This is a genomic window from Variovorax sp. YR634 (assembly GCF_900106655.1).
Classification (GTDB): domain Bacteria; phylum Pseudomonadota; class Gammaproteobacteria; order Burkholderiales; family Burkholderiaceae_C; genus Variovorax.
On record NZ_FNOL01000022.1, the window covers coordinates 1 to 15,343 of the forward strand.

Annotated in this window: 11 protein-coding genes; 4 read left to right on the forward strand and 7 right to left on the reverse strand. The window is 65.2% G+C overall.

The features are described from left to right. Positions 1 to 116: 116 nt before the first annotated feature. From BLV60_RS27305 to BLV60_RS27330, 6 genes are all read right to left on the reverse strand, one after another. Positions 117 to 473, reverse strand: coding sequence for a hypothetical protein (locus BLV60_RS27305; protein ID WP_093058438.1), 357 nt, complete (start codon positions 471 to 473; stop codon positions 117 to 119). 103 nt (positions 474 to 576) lie between these two features. Further along, complete coding sequence (locus tag BLV60_RS27310) at positions 577 to 1,098, reverse strand: hypothetical protein (RefSeq protein ID WP_093058439.1); 522 nt, start codon at positions 1,096 to 1,098, stop codon at positions 577 to 579. Positions 1,099 to 1,404: 306 nt separating this feature from the next. Next, positions 1,405 to 2,382 carry an IS5 family transposase gene (locus BLV60_RS27315; RefSeq protein WP_093058440.1) on the reverse strand — a complete coding sequence of 326 codons (978 nt, stop codon included), beginning with the start codon at positions 2,380 to 2,382 and terminating at the stop codon, positions 1,405 to 1,407. Positions 2,383 to 2,452: 70 nt separating this feature from the next. Then, complete coding sequence (locus BLV60_RS27320) at positions 2,453 to 3,862, reverse strand: IS701 family transposase (protein WP_093058441.1); 1,410 nt, start codon at positions 3,860 to 3,862, stop codon at positions 2,453 to 2,455. Between the two features lie 158 nt (positions 3,863 to 4,020). After that, on the reverse strand, positions 4,021 to 4,335 hold the full coding sequence (locus BLV60_RS34715; RefSeq protein WP_256329606.1) for a hypothetical protein: 315 nt from the start codon (positions 4,333 to 4,335) through the stop codon (positions 4,021 to 4,023). A 296-nt stretch (positions 4,336 to 4,631) separates the two neighbouring features. Further along, positions 4,632 to 6,776: a glycoside hydrolase family 3 N-terminal domain-containing protein gene (locus BLV60_RS27330; protein ID WP_093058442.1), complete on the reverse strand. Its 2,145-nt coding sequence runs from the start codon at positions 6,774 to 6,776 to the stop codon at positions 4,632 to 4,634. A 139-nt stretch (positions 6,777 to 6,915) separates the two neighbouring features. On the opposite strand from BLV60_RS27330, the gene BLV60_RS27335 reads away from it, so the two are divergent. From BLV60_RS27335 to BLV60_RS27350, 4 genes are read left to right on the forward strand one after another with little or no spacing between them, the layout of a single operon-like run. Continuing rightward, on the forward strand, positions 6,916 to 8,205 hold the full coding sequence (locus BLV60_RS27335) for a glucoamylase family protein (protein WP_093058443.1): 1,290 nt from the start codon (positions 6,916 to 6,918) through the stop codon (positions 8,203 to 8,205). Then, positions 8,202 to 9,605, forward strand: a complete 1,404-nt coding sequence (locus BLV60_RS27340; protein WP_093058444.1) for a glycoside hydrolase family 15 protein — start codon at positions 8,202 to 8,204, stop codon at positions 9,603 to 9,605. The genes BLV60_RS27335 and BLV60_RS27340 overlap by 4 nt, the downstream gene beginning before the upstream one ends. A gap of 2 nt (positions 9,606 to 9,607) precedes the next feature. Then, positions 9,608 to 11,368, forward strand: a complete 1,761-nt coding sequence (locus BLV60_RS27345) for an ABC transporter ATP-binding protein/permease (RefSeq protein ID WP_093058445.1) — start codon at positions 9,608 to 9,610, stop codon at positions 11,366 to 11,368. Then, positions 11,365 to 13,656 carry a CocE/NonD family hydrolase gene (locus BLV60_RS27350; RefSeq protein WP_093058446.1) on the forward strand — a complete coding sequence of 764 codons (2,292 nt, stop codon included), beginning with the start codon at positions 11,365 to 11,367 and terminating at the stop codon, positions 13,654 to 13,656. Before BLV60_RS27345 ends, BLV60_RS27350 begins: the two co-directional genes overlap by 4 nt. Before the next feature lie 4 nt (positions 13,657 to 13,660). Here the strand turns inward: BLV60_RS27350 and BLV60_RS27355 are convergent, their stop codons facing one another. After that, positions 13,661 to 15,298 (reverse strand): alpha-amylase family glycosyl hydrolase, encoded by a 1,638-nt coding sequence (locus BLV60_RS27355; RefSeq protein WP_093058528.1) that lies wholly within the window; start codon positions 15,296 to 15,298, stop codon positions 13,661 to 13,663. Between the last annotated feature and the right edge of the window lie 45 nt (positions 15,299 to 15,343).

Consider the following 15,343-nt stretch of genomic DNA (forward strand, 5'->3'; position numbering starts at 1 on the left):
GGACGCCCCTTTCAGTTCAAGTGGTTGCTGACACTTCCACTTTGGCACATCGATGCCGGTACGGGTGGGGGCGTCCATCCCATTGGTTGTGGCCGCGTCCCGACCTATTCGCTTTGCTACCATTTCAAAGGCTCATCATCAACGTCAGTTGTGATCTGAGCGTCGAGTGCCCTTGAAATCGAGGCGATCCGCAGCCGAAGCTCTTTGTCCGGATTCTCGAACCCGGACTGATACTCCATGACCAACTTGCCTCGAGCAAAGCGAAGAAACGGATGCCATTGCATTCCGCTGTAAATCTCTGAGTCTGCATCGCCAACTGGGAGATGAATCTGTTCACCGGTCTCAGGGTTGATGGCGGCATACGGCTTGGCGCGAAGCCGTAGGTCCGGCTCGTTGGCGACGAGCTTCCCCCATTCCTCCAGGGAAATGGCATTGGCGCGGCCGAGCCGCTCGACAAACAGGCTGATTCCCAAAACTCCTCCTCGTGAGCCGTATGCAGCGGGTGGCCGCTTTGGACGCGATTGTGCAGCGCCGTTGAACGACCGCAGTTGGCCGGATTGCGTCAAGCCAAGCCCCCTATGCCGCACTGCGGGCCAGCAATCCAAGCTCTCTTAAATGCTCCACTGCACGACTGGCAACCCGCTCTTTGTACTTGAAGTCGCCCGAGCGGGAGCGCCATCGAACTCGACTGCCGTCGTGGAGGTGAAATGTCAGTTGGTGCCGCCGCGACATAAAGGCCCACTTCAGCCCATAGATCCCGGCAAGCCCAAGCAGACCGACCCGGATGGTCGTCCCTGGCTCAAGGCTGTCCCAATAAACCCCCAAGTAGTAGAAGATGCCAACTAGTAGAAGCAGCACCAGTACGCCCGCCACGATTCGCGTTGCCGCCAAGCCGCTCTCGTATTCCACTCTGGAAATGCTGGATGCAGGCACTACCTCAATTCTGTACGGACTCTTTATCGAAAGTTGCTTGCGAACGACCCTCAAGCCGTCGGAACCAATGCTCACCACCTGGCCGATGTAGTACGCATAGTCTTCAGGCAGTGCAAAGATGGCGAAGGTTTGCTCTTCCTCGAGTCGTTTTCTTTCGCTTTCCATGATCTCCTTGCGTTGTGAACGAAGCTGCGCTTGCCTAGCCACGATTGGCGAGCTTCAATACTTTGGACTTCCTAGCGATTGATTGTTGACGCGCCTTCAGTTGGTGTGCACGCGCTTTCATTGCCGCGATACCAATCTGTTCGACTAGTGTTGTGAGCATGCTGCGAAGGTCTGCTTTCCGGCGATCTAGGGAACGTCTGATCAAGTCGTAGATTGATTTGATGACGAGGACGCGGTGTTGAGTTGCTGCGCTTGCGGGCTCATCGCACGGGGCATCCCACGCGTTTGAGAGCCTCTGTGGCCGCTTCACGCCGCCTGCGGGCGCACCTGTCCCATCATCGCAATCAGCTTCCTTCTGACCATCCACAGGTTCGACAGCGCAAACAGCGTGATCACATGCGCTGTGTTCTTGGTAAGTCCCTTGAACCTCACCTTCGCCAGACCGAACTGCCGCTTGATCACCCGGAACGGGTGCTCGACCTTTGCCCGGATGCTGGCCTTTTGGTATTCCTGCTTGCGCGCTCTGGCCTTGGCTCGGCCCTGCGGCATCTTCGCCATGTCGCTGGGCCTGCCCGCAATATGCCATTGCACGCTGCGTTTGACTCGGCTCTGTGCTCCGCGATAGCCCGAGTCTGCCCACACCGCATCCTCTTTGCCGTGCAGCAGATCGCTCACCTGTTCCACGTCTGCCTCGTTGGCTGCAGTGGTCGTCACCGTGTGCACCAGCCCCGAGTCTGCGTCCACGCCGATGTGAGCCTTCATACCGAAGTGCCACTGGTTGCCCTTCTTCGTCTGGTGCATCTCCGGATCTCGCTCGCCACTTTCGTTCTTGGTCGAACTGGGCGCCGCAATGATGGTTGCGTCCACGATAGAGCCGCGCTTCAAGAGCAGTCCCTTCCTGGCCAGATGGGCGTTGACCTGCTTGAAGATGTCTTCGGCCAGATCGCTGGCCTCCAGCAGGTGGCGGAAGTTCAGGATGGTCGACTCGTCAGGGATCGCCTCCAGACCGAGTCCGGCGAACGAGCGCAGCGAGGCGATCTCGTACAGGGCTTCCTCCATCGCCGGGTCGCTCAGGGCGAACCAGTTCTGCATCAGGTGCACGCGCAGCATCGCTTGCAGCGGGTAGGGACGACGACCTCGGCCTGCCACTGGATAGTGGGGCTCGATGACTTTGAGCAGCGCCTTCCACGGCACCACCAGTTCCATCTCGGCAAGGAAGACTTCGCGCCTTGTCTTCTTCCTCTTGCCAGCTTGCTCCGCATCCGCAAAACTGATCTGGCTCATCGCTCGTGCTCCTTTGCAGGGTTCAGTCCTTCATGCAAGAAACGTGCTCTTGTTCAGACCTTCCCTAGTCTTACTGTGTCACAAGAGTAGCTTTACGCTTGCCCTTCCGCAGCAGGGGCACTGCCCGAGGCGCACGATCAGCTGGTAGCTCAGCAGATGGCGCAGTGTCGTGATCGACGTCACCACGTGGCGCTGCGCGCGCAGGACTGCCGCGGGGGATGTAATCCTCGGGAACGGCAGGCACCTGGCGTTCGATGAAGTTTTTTTTACCGCCGACAAGCTTGTCGGCTGTGAGGCGTTCTGCCATCAGGAATCCATAGGCCGCGATGCTCAAGGCGGCATGATGATGAAACCCCCGCCAACCTCGGCCCTCGTAATGGCCGAGGCCGAAGTTCTGTTTCAGATCCTGGTAGTCGCGCTCGATGCGCCAGCGCTGATGGGCGACGTAGACCAACTCGGTGATCGGCGTGTCCTCTGGCAGGGTGGACAGGAAGTACTTGCTCGGTTCAGCGTCACTTGCCGGCCACTCGATAAGCAGCCACTGCTCGGGACGCAGACGCGCCTTGCCCGTATTGCCGCCAGCGTGGCGCACCCGCACGGCCGCGAAGCGGCCGTTCAGTGTGTCGTTGGTTCCCTCGCGCCAGCTGATGTTCTGGAATGCTCGGTTTGGCAGCGACTGCGCCAATGCCTTGACGCTCATGGGCTGCAGCGCCGCCGTGCGTCTGGGCATCACTGGCGGGCGGCCCATGCCGCTGTAAGGTTTGGGTGGCAGCGGCCGAATGCCAGGCGGCCAGACCACGACGGCAGACGTGACACCTACCGCGTAGAGCAAACCCATGTCGCTGAGCGCCTGCCGGAAGGCGTTGTCCACGCCGTAGCCGGCATCGGCCAGCACGCAATAGCGCGGTGCACCTTCGTCCAGCAGCGTGCGCAATTGCTGCAGCGCGATCTGCGTCTTCGTGGCGAAGCGCACCTCCTCGGGTACGCCAGCCTTGGCGCGGCGTTCAGGATCCGTCGCCCAATCCTCGGGCAGATACAACTGCCAGGCCACGGGCAAGCTGCCCTGATTGCTTGCAATCGAGATGCTCACAGCCACCTGGCAGTTGTCCTGCTTGCCCAGCATTCCGCAGTACTGGCGCGTGACACCGACCGAATGGTGGCCGTTCTTCGGAAACCCGGTGTCGTCGATGATCCACCAGCCGCCCTGGCTGAAGTCCATCTTGGGCATTACCCACTGACATACGCGCCGCAGCATCTGGGTGTCAGACCATTCGGCCTTGGCCACGAAGTGGTGCAGTGCTTGGTGCCGCGCGCTGGCGTGCGTCGGGTCCACCCGCGCGGCCATGGGCTCCACGCTCTTGCGCGACAGCGGAAGCATCAAGCCCGTGCAGTAACCACGAAGGCCCGCATGCCGGTCCACGTGACCCAGGCCTTCGCTCAGGTGCTCCAGATAGCTATCGAAGCGCTCGGCTGCATTCATCAATCCTCCGGTGCGAAGACGAGAGGATCGCATTATTTCATTTATGACACAGTAAGACTAGGTAAGGTCGCTGTACGACATTCATGCCCGACTGGAGCCTCGCGCACGGCCCTCGCAACAAGGCCCAAAGCCGACGGACATGGTTCATGGCGATCTTTTCATTGCGCACCGCCCTCGCCTGCGGCAGCACGCAACGACTGAATCGTAGCCTCGGCCGTTTCGAAGCGCCGCTGCAGTTCTTCATTTACTAGCCGCACCAGAGCGCCGAGTTCGGCGCGCGTCGGATAGACCTCTTCCGTATCGCTCACCCTCTGCGGAACGATGAGCTTTTCAAGACACGCATAGGCGCGATGCACAGCGTGAAAGCTGTCGATGTCATCGCACGCCTGCAGCACAAGCGCTTCAACGCTGGCAGTTTCAGAAGATTCGGGAAATGAAGAGACGAGCGCAGAAGCGCGAGCAGATGCAGCCATGAATGGCCTCCAAGGGTTTCGGTTTGCTGAAACCGACACCCCCGAGTCCAAGCGGAGGCGGCGGCTCGACGGGTTGGACTACCGGGAAACCACTTGCGTGAAACCGGCCGGGCTTGCGCCCGCCCATCGAGCCGCCAAAACTGGAAGCACGAACGACGAAGCCGCAGACCCTGCGGGGTGACTGCGGCTTGCGTCGCAGTGATTTCAACGGGAGTCCAAGCCCGATCACGCCTCTTTTTGACGTGACCGGCGCAGTATAGCCACGGGTAACGGCATGCCCCTACGCCCCTGGGGTTTCAGCACAACTCGATGGTCTGCCGCAGCAACCCTGCTTGCTCGGCACTCGGCCCGACGAAGATCTCGACTTCATCCGCCTCGAACAGAGGCTGCAGGTCCGGCCCGAGGTAGCGCAACTCGGCCGCCGGCAGCTCCAGGTTCACCGAGCCCGCTTCGCCCGGCATCAATCGCAGCTTCGCGTAGCCCTTGAGTTCCAGCAGCGGCCGAGTGACACGGCTCCGCTTGCCGCGAATGAACAGGAAGACAGTTTCTTCAGCCTCGCGCGCGCCAACGTTGCGCAGCCTGACGCTGATCTTCAGCGCGTCCTGCTCGCGCACGCGTCGCGGCTCTACCTGAAGCTCGTCGTAGACAAACCGGCCGAAGGTCAAGCCGTGGCCGAAGGCATACAGCGGCGAATTTTCGACGTCCTGGTACCTGCTCGTGAAGTAGTCGGCGGGATTCATCGGCCGGCCGGTGGGACGCTGGCCGAAGTAGATCGGCAGCTGCCCGACGGCGCGCGGCCAGCTCATCGGCGTGCGGGCACTTGGCGTTACCTGGCCCGTGACTACGTCGGCGATCGCATGGCCGGCTTCGATGCCGAGGAACCACGCTGCCAGCAGCGCATCGGCGTGTTCGGCCAGCCAGGGGACGACGAGCGGGCGGCCCGAGAACAAGATTGCGACGACGGGGATGCCGAGCGCCTTTGCACGTGCCGTCACCGCTTCGGCCAGGGCCTGTTGTCGACCGGGAAGCGCGGGCGTGGCGCGGCTCGCGGCCTCGCCACTCATGGTGGCACGCTCGCCCAGGCACAGCAGGACGGCGTCGACGCCATCGCACAGCGCAACAGCGGCTTCGATGCCGCTGTCGTCATCACTCTCGATGGCAACGCCGGGTGCATGGCGTATGTCGGTCTGCGGCAGCGCGGCGCGCAAGCCGGCAAGCACGCTGACGGCCGGCTCGTGTTCGCCGGCCCCCCACCACGGGCCTTTCATCTCAGTGCTTGCGTCGGCCAGCGGGCCGATGACACACAGTGCCTTCGCCGCAGCAGGCAAAGGCAGGGTGTCCCGCTCGTTCTTCAGCATGACGATGGCCTTGCGCGCGGCGTCGCGCGCCATCGCGTGCCGCTCGGCGACAACCGCCGCGAGTTCGGGTGTCGCGCCGCGGCGGTAGGGGTCGTCGAACAAGCCGAGCTGCTCTTTGAGTTGCAGCACGCGGCGCACGCTCGCGTCTATCTCTTCGATCGTCACCCGTCCCTGCGCGAGCGCGATGGGCAGGCCCTTGCGATACGCGTCGGCCATCATGTCGATGTCGACGCCGGCCTTCAGCGCCAGTACTGCGGCATCGACGAGATCGGCCGCGACGCCGTGCTTGATCAATTCCGCGATTGCGTTGTAGTCGCTGACGATGACGCCGCTCCAGCCCATCTCGCCGCGCAGCCAGTCGCGCAGCAAGGGGATGTGCGCAGTCATCGGCACGCCGTTGAGATCGGTGAAGGCGGGCATCAGCGTCGCAACGCCGGCGCGCACCGCTGCTGCGAAGCCCGGCAGATGCACCTCGTGCAAGGTGCGCTCGGAGATGTCCACGGCGGCATACTCCCGCCCTGCGGTGACTGCGCCGTATGCGACGAAATGCTTCGCGCAGGCGGCCAGCGAATCGGCCGATGACAGGTCTGCCCCCTGGAAGCCGCGCACCTTGGCCTGCGCGATGCGTGCGTTAAGCCAAGGGTCTTCGCCGGGTCCTTCCGCGGTACGGCCCCAGCGGGGATCGCGCGATACATCGAGCATCGGCGCAAAAGTCATCGCCAGGCCGTCGGCAGCGCCTTCGCGTGCAGCCTCTCGCGCCGTGCGCTCCCAGAGGTCTTCGTCGAAGGTGCCGGCCTCCGCAAGCGGGATCGGAAAGAGCGTGCGATGGCCATGAATGATGTCCAGGCCGATCAGCAGCGGAATGCCGAGCCGCGACTTCTCGACGGCCAGTCGCTGCATCTCGTGCGTGTGGCCGGCGCCGACCATGTTCAGCAGATTGCCGACGGTGCCGTCGATGATCGACTGCGTGGAGTCTCCCGCGAGCACCGGCCCGGTGACCGTGTAGCCGGAGGCAGTCATCGTCAGTTGACCCAGCTTTTCGGCTAGCGTCATCCGGGCCATGAGAGTATCGATGCGACTCATCAGGGATTTCGAATAGAACCCAGGGGGCCTAATGATGGCATGCTGCGGGCGAAGAGCCCTCAGCCGCGTGGCGCCGCCGATGATTCGGTGAAACCAAACGTGACACCCGGGACAACAACGAAAGGAGCCGTTCGTGTTGATGGATGACAGGAACCCGAGGGCACTGGCAGCCCTGCCCGATGAAGCCTTGATCGACGCCGTGCAGCGGCAGACCTTCCGCTATTTCTGGGACGGTGCGGATGCCGACAGCGGCCTGGCGCTCGACCGCCGCACGCTCGTCAGCGCCACGGGCGAAGACCTGCCCGATGACAGGGTCGCGATCGGCGGCACGGGCTTCGGCATCATGGCCATGATCGTCGCGGTGGAGCGCGGCTGGGTCACGCGGGACGCAGCGCTGGAGCGCCTGGGGCGCATGCGGGACGCCCTCTTTCGCGCCAGGCGCTACCACGGCGCCTTCCCCCACTTCATGGACGCAGCGAGCGGCGAGACGATCCCGATGAGCCCAAAGGACGACGCGGGCGATCTGGTCGAGACCTCGTTCCTCTGCATGGGCCTGCTCTGTGCGCGCCAGTATTTCAGCGAAGACACGGCCGCGGCGCGCCGGTTGCGCAGCGACATCGACACGCTGTGGCACGAGGTCGAATGGAACTGGTTCACCCAGAGCGGGCGGGACGTGCTGTATTGGCACTGGAGCCCGAACCACGGCTGGGCGATGAACCATGAAGTGCGCGGCTGGAACGAGTGCCTCATCACCTACCTGCTGGCTGCGGCCGCGCCGCGCCATGCGATCGATCCGCGGGTGTACCACCGCGGCTTCGCGGCGGGGGCCGGTTTCCTCAACGGCCGGTCGTACTACGGCATCGAGATACCGCTGGGCATGCCATACGGCGGCCCGCTGTTCTTCACGCACTACTCGTTCTGCGGCCTCGATCCGCACGGCCTGAAGGATCGCTACGCCGACTACTGGGACCTCAACTGCCGCCACCTGCAGATCAACCGTGCGCACTGCATCGCCAATCCTCATGGCCATCCGGGCTACGGTGAATCGTGCTGGGGCCTGACCGCCAGCGACGACCCCGACGGCTACCTCGCGCACGCCCCGGACATCGACAACGGCACCATTTCGCCGACGGCTGCGCTGGCCAGCCTGCCGTATGCGCCCACCGAGGTGATGCAGGTTCTGCGGCATTTCCTCACCGTGCATGGCACGCGCTTGTGGAAGGACTACGGCTTCATCGATGCGTTCTGCGAACGGCGCGGTTGGTTCGCAGAGACATATCTCGCCATCGACCAGGGCCCGATCGTCGTGATGATGGAGAACCATCGCACGGGCCTTCTGTGGAAACTGTTCATGAGCGTGCCCGAAGTGCAGGCCGGGCTGCGCGCCCTGGACTTCAGCAGCCCGCACCTCGAGTCGCCTGCACCGTGACCTTCAGCGTGGCGAGCCAGCAAGACCCGGCTTTCGAGTCATGGCTCGAAAGACAGCTGTCCCATTCGGCGAGCGCGATGCTGCCCTGCATCTCGCCGGTGTCGATCGTCAAGCATCGCCCCGGCTTCGGTCAGACCATACGGCCGGTCGCCGGCGCCATCATTGCCTCGCCCGTACTCGGCAACTACGACCCGGACCCGGACTACTTCTTTCATTGGTTCCGGGACTCTGCTGTCGTCATCGATGCATTGCGCCTGCTCTACGCTGATCGACGCATCGGCGACGAAGCCCTGCAGCATCTGCGCGATTTCACCCGCTTCAGCCTTGCCGTGAACGGGCTCGACGGCCGCGCGGTTCCCGCGGAGCAGAGCCGCAGAGCGCGCGTGGCCCCCGAACTCCTGCAGTACCTGCGCGAAGACCATGACCTCGCGAGCGTCCACGGCGATGCCGTCGTCGCCGAAACGAGGGTGAACCCCGACGGTACGCTCGACGTCCTCCGATGGGCGCGCCCCCAGCACGACGGGCCGCCATTGCGCGCGCTGGCGCTGCTGCGCTGGGCGGCCGGCGGGCACCTCGACGCGGCCCTGCTGGCGGAGGTCACGCCGCTGATTCGCTTCGACATCGACTTCACGCTGCGTCACTGGCGCGAGCCGTCGTACGACATCTGGGAGGAAGAGCTCGGCCACCACTACTACACACTGCGCGTCGCAGGGGCCGCGCTGGCCGAAGGCGCGGCATGGCTGGAGGGCTTGGGCGACGCGGCGCTGGCGCAGCGCTGCCGGGAGGAGTCGCGGGCCGTGCAGCGCCTGCTCGACGACTACTGGGTAGACGAGCGAGACGAACAGTCAGACGACCGCGACTCGACGCGCGGCTACTACCGTTCACGCGTGCTGGCGGACGGCCAGCCCAGTGCGAAGGCGCTGGACATCGCGGTGATCCTGTCGGCAATCCACAGCCTCGGCACCGAGGCCGCGCATGGCCCGGCCGATCCGCGCATGCAGGCCACGCTGACGCGACTCGACGCGCTGTTCGATGCGGCCTATCCAATCAACCATGGCCGTGCCGCAGGCCGTGGCGCGGCGATGGGTCGGTATGCCGGCGACGTGTACTACTCGGGCGGTGCGTACTTTTTCTCGACACTCGGCGCCGCCGAGTTCTGTTTCCGCGCCGCGGCGATGGGCGGCGATGCACGCCATTGGAACCAGTGGATGGGGCGCGGCGATGCCTACCTCGCCACCGTACGCGCGTACACGCCGGCCGGTGGTGAACTGTCGGAACAGTTCGACCAGCGCAGCGGCGCGCAGACCTCGGCGAAGCAACTGGCATGGAGCCACGCCGCGTTCATTTCGTGCGTCTCGGCGCGCCGCATCGCGGCCGCCGCTTGTCAGGTGCCGCGGTAGCGATGAGCGCGAGGCCTGAGAACCGTGTCGAGCCGGCTGCAAGAGCCGGTGTCTTCCGTCAGGTCCGCGAGTTGCTCGGCGCCTTGCGAGTGTCCCCGGTCGCGAAAACGCTTGTCGTGCTGATGGGTGCGATCGTCGTGGTCGTCGCGCTCACGGCGTATGGGCAGATCGAGCTCAATAGCTGGAACAAGCCGTTCTACGATGCAATTTCGCGTCGCGACCTGAGCGAATTCGTCGTGCAGGTAGGCGTCTTCGCCATCATTGCGGGCGTGCTGCTGGTCTTGAACGTCGCGCAGAGGTGGCTGGGCGAAACCTTGCAGCTGAAGCTGCGCGAGGCCGTGGTCAATGACCTCGTGGGGCTGTGGCTGCAGCCGCGCCGGGCGTTCTGGCTCCAGGCCAGCGGCCCGATGGGGGCTCATCCGGATCAGCGCATGCACGACGACACGCTGAAGCTGTGCGATCTGTCGGTCACCCTCGGCGTGGGTCTGTTGCAGGCAGCGATGCTGTTCGGCAGCTTTGCGAGCGTGCTGTGGGTCATCTCCAAGGACTTCAGCCTCTTCTTCAACGGCGAGGACCACGTGTTGCCGGGCTTCATGTTGTGGGCGGCAATTGCCTATGCGATCGCCGGCTCGCTGCTCACCTACTGGGTCGGCAACGGCCTGATCTCGCGCAACGCCGAGCGCTACGCGCGTGAAGGCGAATTGCGCTTCTCGCTGACGCGCATCAACGAGCATCTGGACGGCATCTCCCTGGCTGGTGGCGAGGCCGACGAGAAGCGTCGCGTCGCCATGCATTTCGGCGACGTCTTGCGCGCCACGTCGCGCGTGGTGCTCGGGCTGACCAACCTGACCTGGGTCACCGCGGGCTTCGGCTGGGTCACCATCATCGCGCCGACGCTGGTGGCCGCCCCCCTCTACTTCTCGGGGAAGGTTTCGTTCGGTGGCCTGATGATGGCTGCCGCGGCCTTCACCCAGGCACAGTCGTCGCTGCGCTGGTTCGTCGACAACTTCAGCATCATTGCCGACTGGCGCGCCACGCTGCTGCGTGTCACCGACCTGCGCCGGATGCTGGCGTCCGATCTGGAGGCACAGGCAGGTGGCAGCCGCATCGCCTACGAAGAGAGCGAAGCCGGGACGCTCGCAATCGAAGCGCTCGAGGTTCGCTCCTGGAGCGGCCACGATCAGCTGGACGACCCCAGTCTCGTCGTGCACCGCGGCCAGTGCGTCCTGATCCTCGGCACACCGGGCACGGAGAAGACCTTGCTGTTCCGGGCGCTCGCGGGCCTCTGGCCCTGGGGCTGCGGCACCGTGCGCCGGCCCGTCGGCGAAACGATCCACTACATGCCGCGCGGCACGCCCTACATTCCCCGCGGCACGCTGGCCGAAGTGTTGTCGTATGCGATGGAGCCATCGAGCTACCCGAGAGAAGCCATGGTGGCCGCGCTGGCGAGTGTGGGCCTCCAGCGCCTGGAACAGTTGCTGAACAAGACGGGTCGCTGGGAGAGCGAACTCAGCATGGACGAGCAGTTGCGGCTGGGCTTCGCCCGCGTGGTGCTGCAGGCGCCGCCCTGGCTGGTGATGGACGAAGCCTTCAGCGCGTTCGACGACGACACGCTCGAACTCATCATCGACGCGCTGGGCAAGCTCACGCACACGGGCATTGTTCACATAGGCTCGGCCGGTGGAGCGCACGACCGGCTGTTCACGCGGGTGGTGCATCTGGTCAAGGCGCCGAACGCCGCACCCGAGGAGCAGCGACCATGAGACACCCCGGGTCAACCGTCAGCCGTGCGCGTCGCGCCCTCATGCGGCTGATTCTTGCGCTGCCCGCGTGGCCGACCTGGGCCTGGGCGGCCGATTTCGGTTTCCGGCCACCGCGCGATCCTGACGATGCCACCGCGGCGGACCTGATGCGGGATCTGGCCGAGCGCATCTTGCCGGTGTACCAGGAGGCGGACACCGATGTCTTCCTGGCCAACCTGACCGCCCTGCAGATCGTCAGCGGCGCCTACCGTGCAGCCTACGACAGCAGCGGCTCCCTGCGCAGCCGCCGCCAGGGCAAGCCGTTCGACGACCTGGTCCAGCGGGCGATCCTCGACGGCATCTATGCGCGTGCGCGCATGCTCGAAGCGGACGGGCGCCTCGGCTTCGCCGAAGCCTACGCGCGCTCGTTCCAGGAACTGGTATCGCCGCTCGACAACGCGCAAGCCCAGGCCATCATGGCGCGGCTCGAAATCCCGCCGGCGGTGTACAGAGAGCCGCTGCGCCAAGCTTTCGATCTCTGGCGTGCGAAGGGCAGCCTCCCGCAGGCCGATGCGCTGGCGCTCGTGCGAACCTGGCTTTCGTACCAGTCGCGTCGCAGCTTCAATGCGCTGCTGCCCGAATTGTTCGCGGCGGAAAACCGCAACCGCTACGTGGCGGAGGCTGACATCAGGATTCCCGTGCGCGGGGGTGTCATCCATGCGCGCCTGGTTCGGCCCGGCCGCGCGAATGGAACTCTGCCGACGCTGTTGCGCTTCACGCTCGATCCCGCCGAGGACGACGCACAGCACAGCGCCGCCAAAGGCTACGTCGGCGTCACGGCGTACGTGCGCGGACGCACTCCTGACGGCAAGGGCGCCGTGTGGCCGTTCGTTCGCGACGGCGAAGACGCCGCCGCCGTCATCGACTGGATTGCCCGGCAGGCGTGGAGCGACGGCCGCGTCGCCATGCTCGGCGACGGCTACTCCGGCTACGCCGCCTGGGCCGCCGCCCGCAGGAGACCGGCTGCCCTCAAGGCCATTGCCACGATCGCGCCGATGGCGCCGGGCATCGACTTCCCGATGGCCGGACAGATCTTCCGCAACGCCATGGTCCGCTGGGCGCAGGAGCACGCGACTGCCGAGCCCCTGCGGGCCGGCGTCGACGCCGACGCGGACCCGGACACGATGTGGCAGGCACTCGACGCACGCTGGCACCGTGGCAATCGCCCCTACTGGGACATAGACCGCGTCCTGCTGGGCAAGCGCAGCAGGTTGATCCGAACCTGGCTGACGCACCCGAGCCACGATCGCTACTGGCAGAAGTTCTTGCCGTCGGCAGAGCAGTTTGCGCGAATCGACATTCCGGTGCTCAGCTTTGCCGGCTACTACGGCGCCGATGCCGGCGCGCTCTACTTCCACGACGAGCATCTGCGCAACCGGCCGCAGGCCGACACGACGCTGCTGCTCGGCCCCTACGACGCGGCCTCGATCCGGCGCGGCACGGCGCCGACGCTGCGTGGCTACACGCTCGACCCCGTCGCACGCATCGACCTGCCCGATCTGCGCTACCAATGGCTCGACCACATCCTGAAAGGCGCGAACAAGCCTTCCCTGCTGATGGATCGCGTCAACTACCAGGTGATGGGCGCGGACCAGTGGCGCCATGCGCCGACGCTGGACGCGCCGCAGCGCACCCGGCTGCGCCTTCACCTCGATACCCGCGAGCGCGACGACCCGCACCGCCTGTTGCCGTCGCCGTCCGAAGGCGGTGGCAACGTGCGGCTCTCAGTCGATCTCGCCGATCGACGCGACGTGCGCATCCCGTGGCCGGACGCGCTGCGCGTGAAGCAACTGCCGGCGCGCAACAGCATCAGCTTTGTCAGTGATCCGCTCCCGGAGGGCACCGAGCTCATCGGCAGCCTGCGCGGCGTGTTCGACATCACGCCCTCACGGCAGGACGTGGACTTCAACATCTCGCTGTACGAGCAGACGGCAAGCGGCGAATACCAGCTGCTGTTCGATCCCTACGACTTTCGCGCCAGCTACGCAGGCCATCGCATGCGTCGCCGGCTTCTGCGGGCCGGCGAGCGTCAGCTGCTTGCGTTCACCGCCGAACGCGTGACGGCCTGCAAGCTCGCGGCGGGCAGCCGCATCGTGCTGCTGATCGGCCTCAACAGGCGCCCCGACCGGCAGATCAACTACGGCAGCGGCAAGGACGTGAATTCGGAAACCATTGCCGACGCGAAATGGCCCATCCGGGTGCGCTGGCACGCGCGCAGCTACGTCGAGATCCAGACCGGCAAATCTTGATTGCTCATTGTGCCGCCAGACCTTTGTCGTTCACGGCGCCGATGACGACGCCTTCGCAAGGCGCCAGCACCAGGGGCCCCTTGATGAACTCGGCGCGCGCAGGATCGGTCGATGCCAGCACGACCGGCTGGTGCGGCATCAACGCCGGCGAAATCGGCGCCGGGGTGCTGCCGAAGTTCAAGAGCACCACCAGCCGCTGCCCTTCGTCGTTGCGCGCATAGGCGAGCACCTCGCCCCCGGCTTCAAGCGCTTCGTAGTTGCCCCGGTTCAGCGCGGGCTGCGCGCGGCGCAACGCGATGAGGCGCCGGTAGAGCGCCAGCATCGACCCTGCGTCGTGCGATTGCGCCTCCACATTGTTCGTGGGCCAGTCGGCTGCCAGGCGCAGCCACGGCGTACCGGTCGAGAAGCCCGCATGCTCTGCCGCGCTCCACTGCATGGGTGTTCGCTCCGGGTCTCGACCCAGGCCCATGCCGGGCTTGTTCTTCTCGAACGGGTCCTGCACTTCATCGGCGGGAATGGGGACGTCCGTCATGCCGATCTCGTCGCCGTAGTAGAGCGTCGGCGTGCCGCGCAGCGTGAGCAGCAGCATGGCCGCGAGCCGCGCCATCTGTGGGCCGACGCGGCTCGCAATGCGAGGTCTGTCGTGGTTGCCCAGCACCCAGTTCGGCTGGGCGCCGGCGGGCAAGGCGGCTTCGTAGTCGCGCACGAAGCGGTCGATGCGCGCCGCCTGCCACTCGGTTGAGATCAGCTGGAAGTTGAAGGGCAGCTGCACGCCTTCGAGCACGCCTGCGGCGTTGAGTCCGTAGTAGGCGACCAGGCGCGGGAGCGGCAGGTAGAGCTCGCCGATCAGCACGCGCGACGAGCGTGCGTCGCTGAACGCGTCGACCACGCGGCGCATCTCGGCCACGATCGGCTGCACCTCCGGCAGGTCGGTGTTGTAGAGCATCAGCCAGCGAAAAAATGGGTCCTGGCCCGGGGCGAAGTCCGGGTTCGGCGGGTTGTCGCGGAACTGCGCGTCCTTGATGATTTGAGAGAGCACGTCGACGCGGAATCCGTCGACGCCGCGCCGAAGCCAGAAGCGCAACACCTCGTACATCGCGGCTCGCACTTCGGGGTTGCGCCAGTTGAGGTCGGGCTGCTCCTTCAGGAACGAATGGCAGTAGTACTGGCCGGTGGTCGCATCGAAGGCCCAGGCCGGGCCACCGAAATTGCTGATCCAGTTGTTGGGCGGCCCGCCGCCCGGCGCCGGGTCGCGCCAGATGTACCAGTCGCGTCGCGGATCGCTGCGTGCGCTGCGGCTCTGCGCGAACCACGGATGACGGTCCGACGTGTGGTTGGGCACGAAGTCCAGGATGAGCTTGAGCCCTCTCGCGTGGGCCTCCTGCACCAGCGCATCGAAGCCGTCCAGCGTGCCGAAGCGCGGATCGACGTCGCAAAAATCGGAGATGTCGTACCCGAAGTCGGCCATCGGCGAGGGATAGATCGGCGAGATCCAGATGGCATCGACGCCGAGCGAGACCAGATGATCCAGCCGGGCGCGGATTCCGCCCAGGTCGCCGATGCCATCGCCGTTGCTGTCCTGGAACGAACGCGGGTAGACCTGATAGACGATTCCGCACTTCCACCAGTCGTCGGCTGACATCTTGATCCCCTCGTGCTCGGTTTCGGGTGAGTCCATTTTCCCCAG

Bases quoted from the DNA above. Each gene is read 5' to 3' on its own strand.
- BLV60_RS27330 (WP_093058442.1), bottom strand. From the start codon at position 6,776: ATGAGTCGCATCGATACTCTCATGGCCCGGATGACGCTAGCCGAAAAG.
- BLV60_RS27350 (WP_093058446.1), top strand. From the start codon at position 11,365: ATGAGACACCCCGGGTCAACCGTCAGCCGTGCGCGTCGCGCCCTCATG.
- BLV60_RS27355 (WP_093058528.1), bottom strand. From the start codon at position 15,298: ATGTCAGCCGACGACTGGTGGAAGTGCGGAATCGTCTATCAGGTCTAC.
- BLV60_RS27320 (WP_093058441.1), bottom strand. From the start codon at position 3,862: ATGAATGCAGCCGAGCGCTTCGATAGCTATCTGGAGCACCTGAGCGAA.
- BLV60_RS27345 (WP_093058445.1), top strand. From the start codon at position 9,608: ATGAGCGCGAGGCCTGAGAACCGTGTCGAGCCGGCTGCAAGAGCCGGT.
- BLV60_RS34715 (WP_256329606.1), bottom strand. From the start codon at position 4,335: ATGGCTGCATCTGCTCGCGCTTCTGCGCTCGTCTCTTCATTTCCCGAA.
- BLV60_RS27310 (WP_093058439.1), bottom strand. From the start codon at position 1,098: ATGGAAAGCGAAAGAAAACGACTCGAGGAAGAGCAAACCTTCGCCATC.
- BLV60_RS27335 (WP_093058443.1), top strand. From the start codon at position 6,916: ATGGATGACAGGAACCCGAGGGCACTGGCAGCCCTGCCCGATGAAGCC.
- BLV60_RS27315 (WP_093058440.1), bottom strand. From the start codon at position 2,382: ATGAGCCAGATCAGTTTTGCGGATGCGGAGCAAGCTGGCAAGAGGAAG.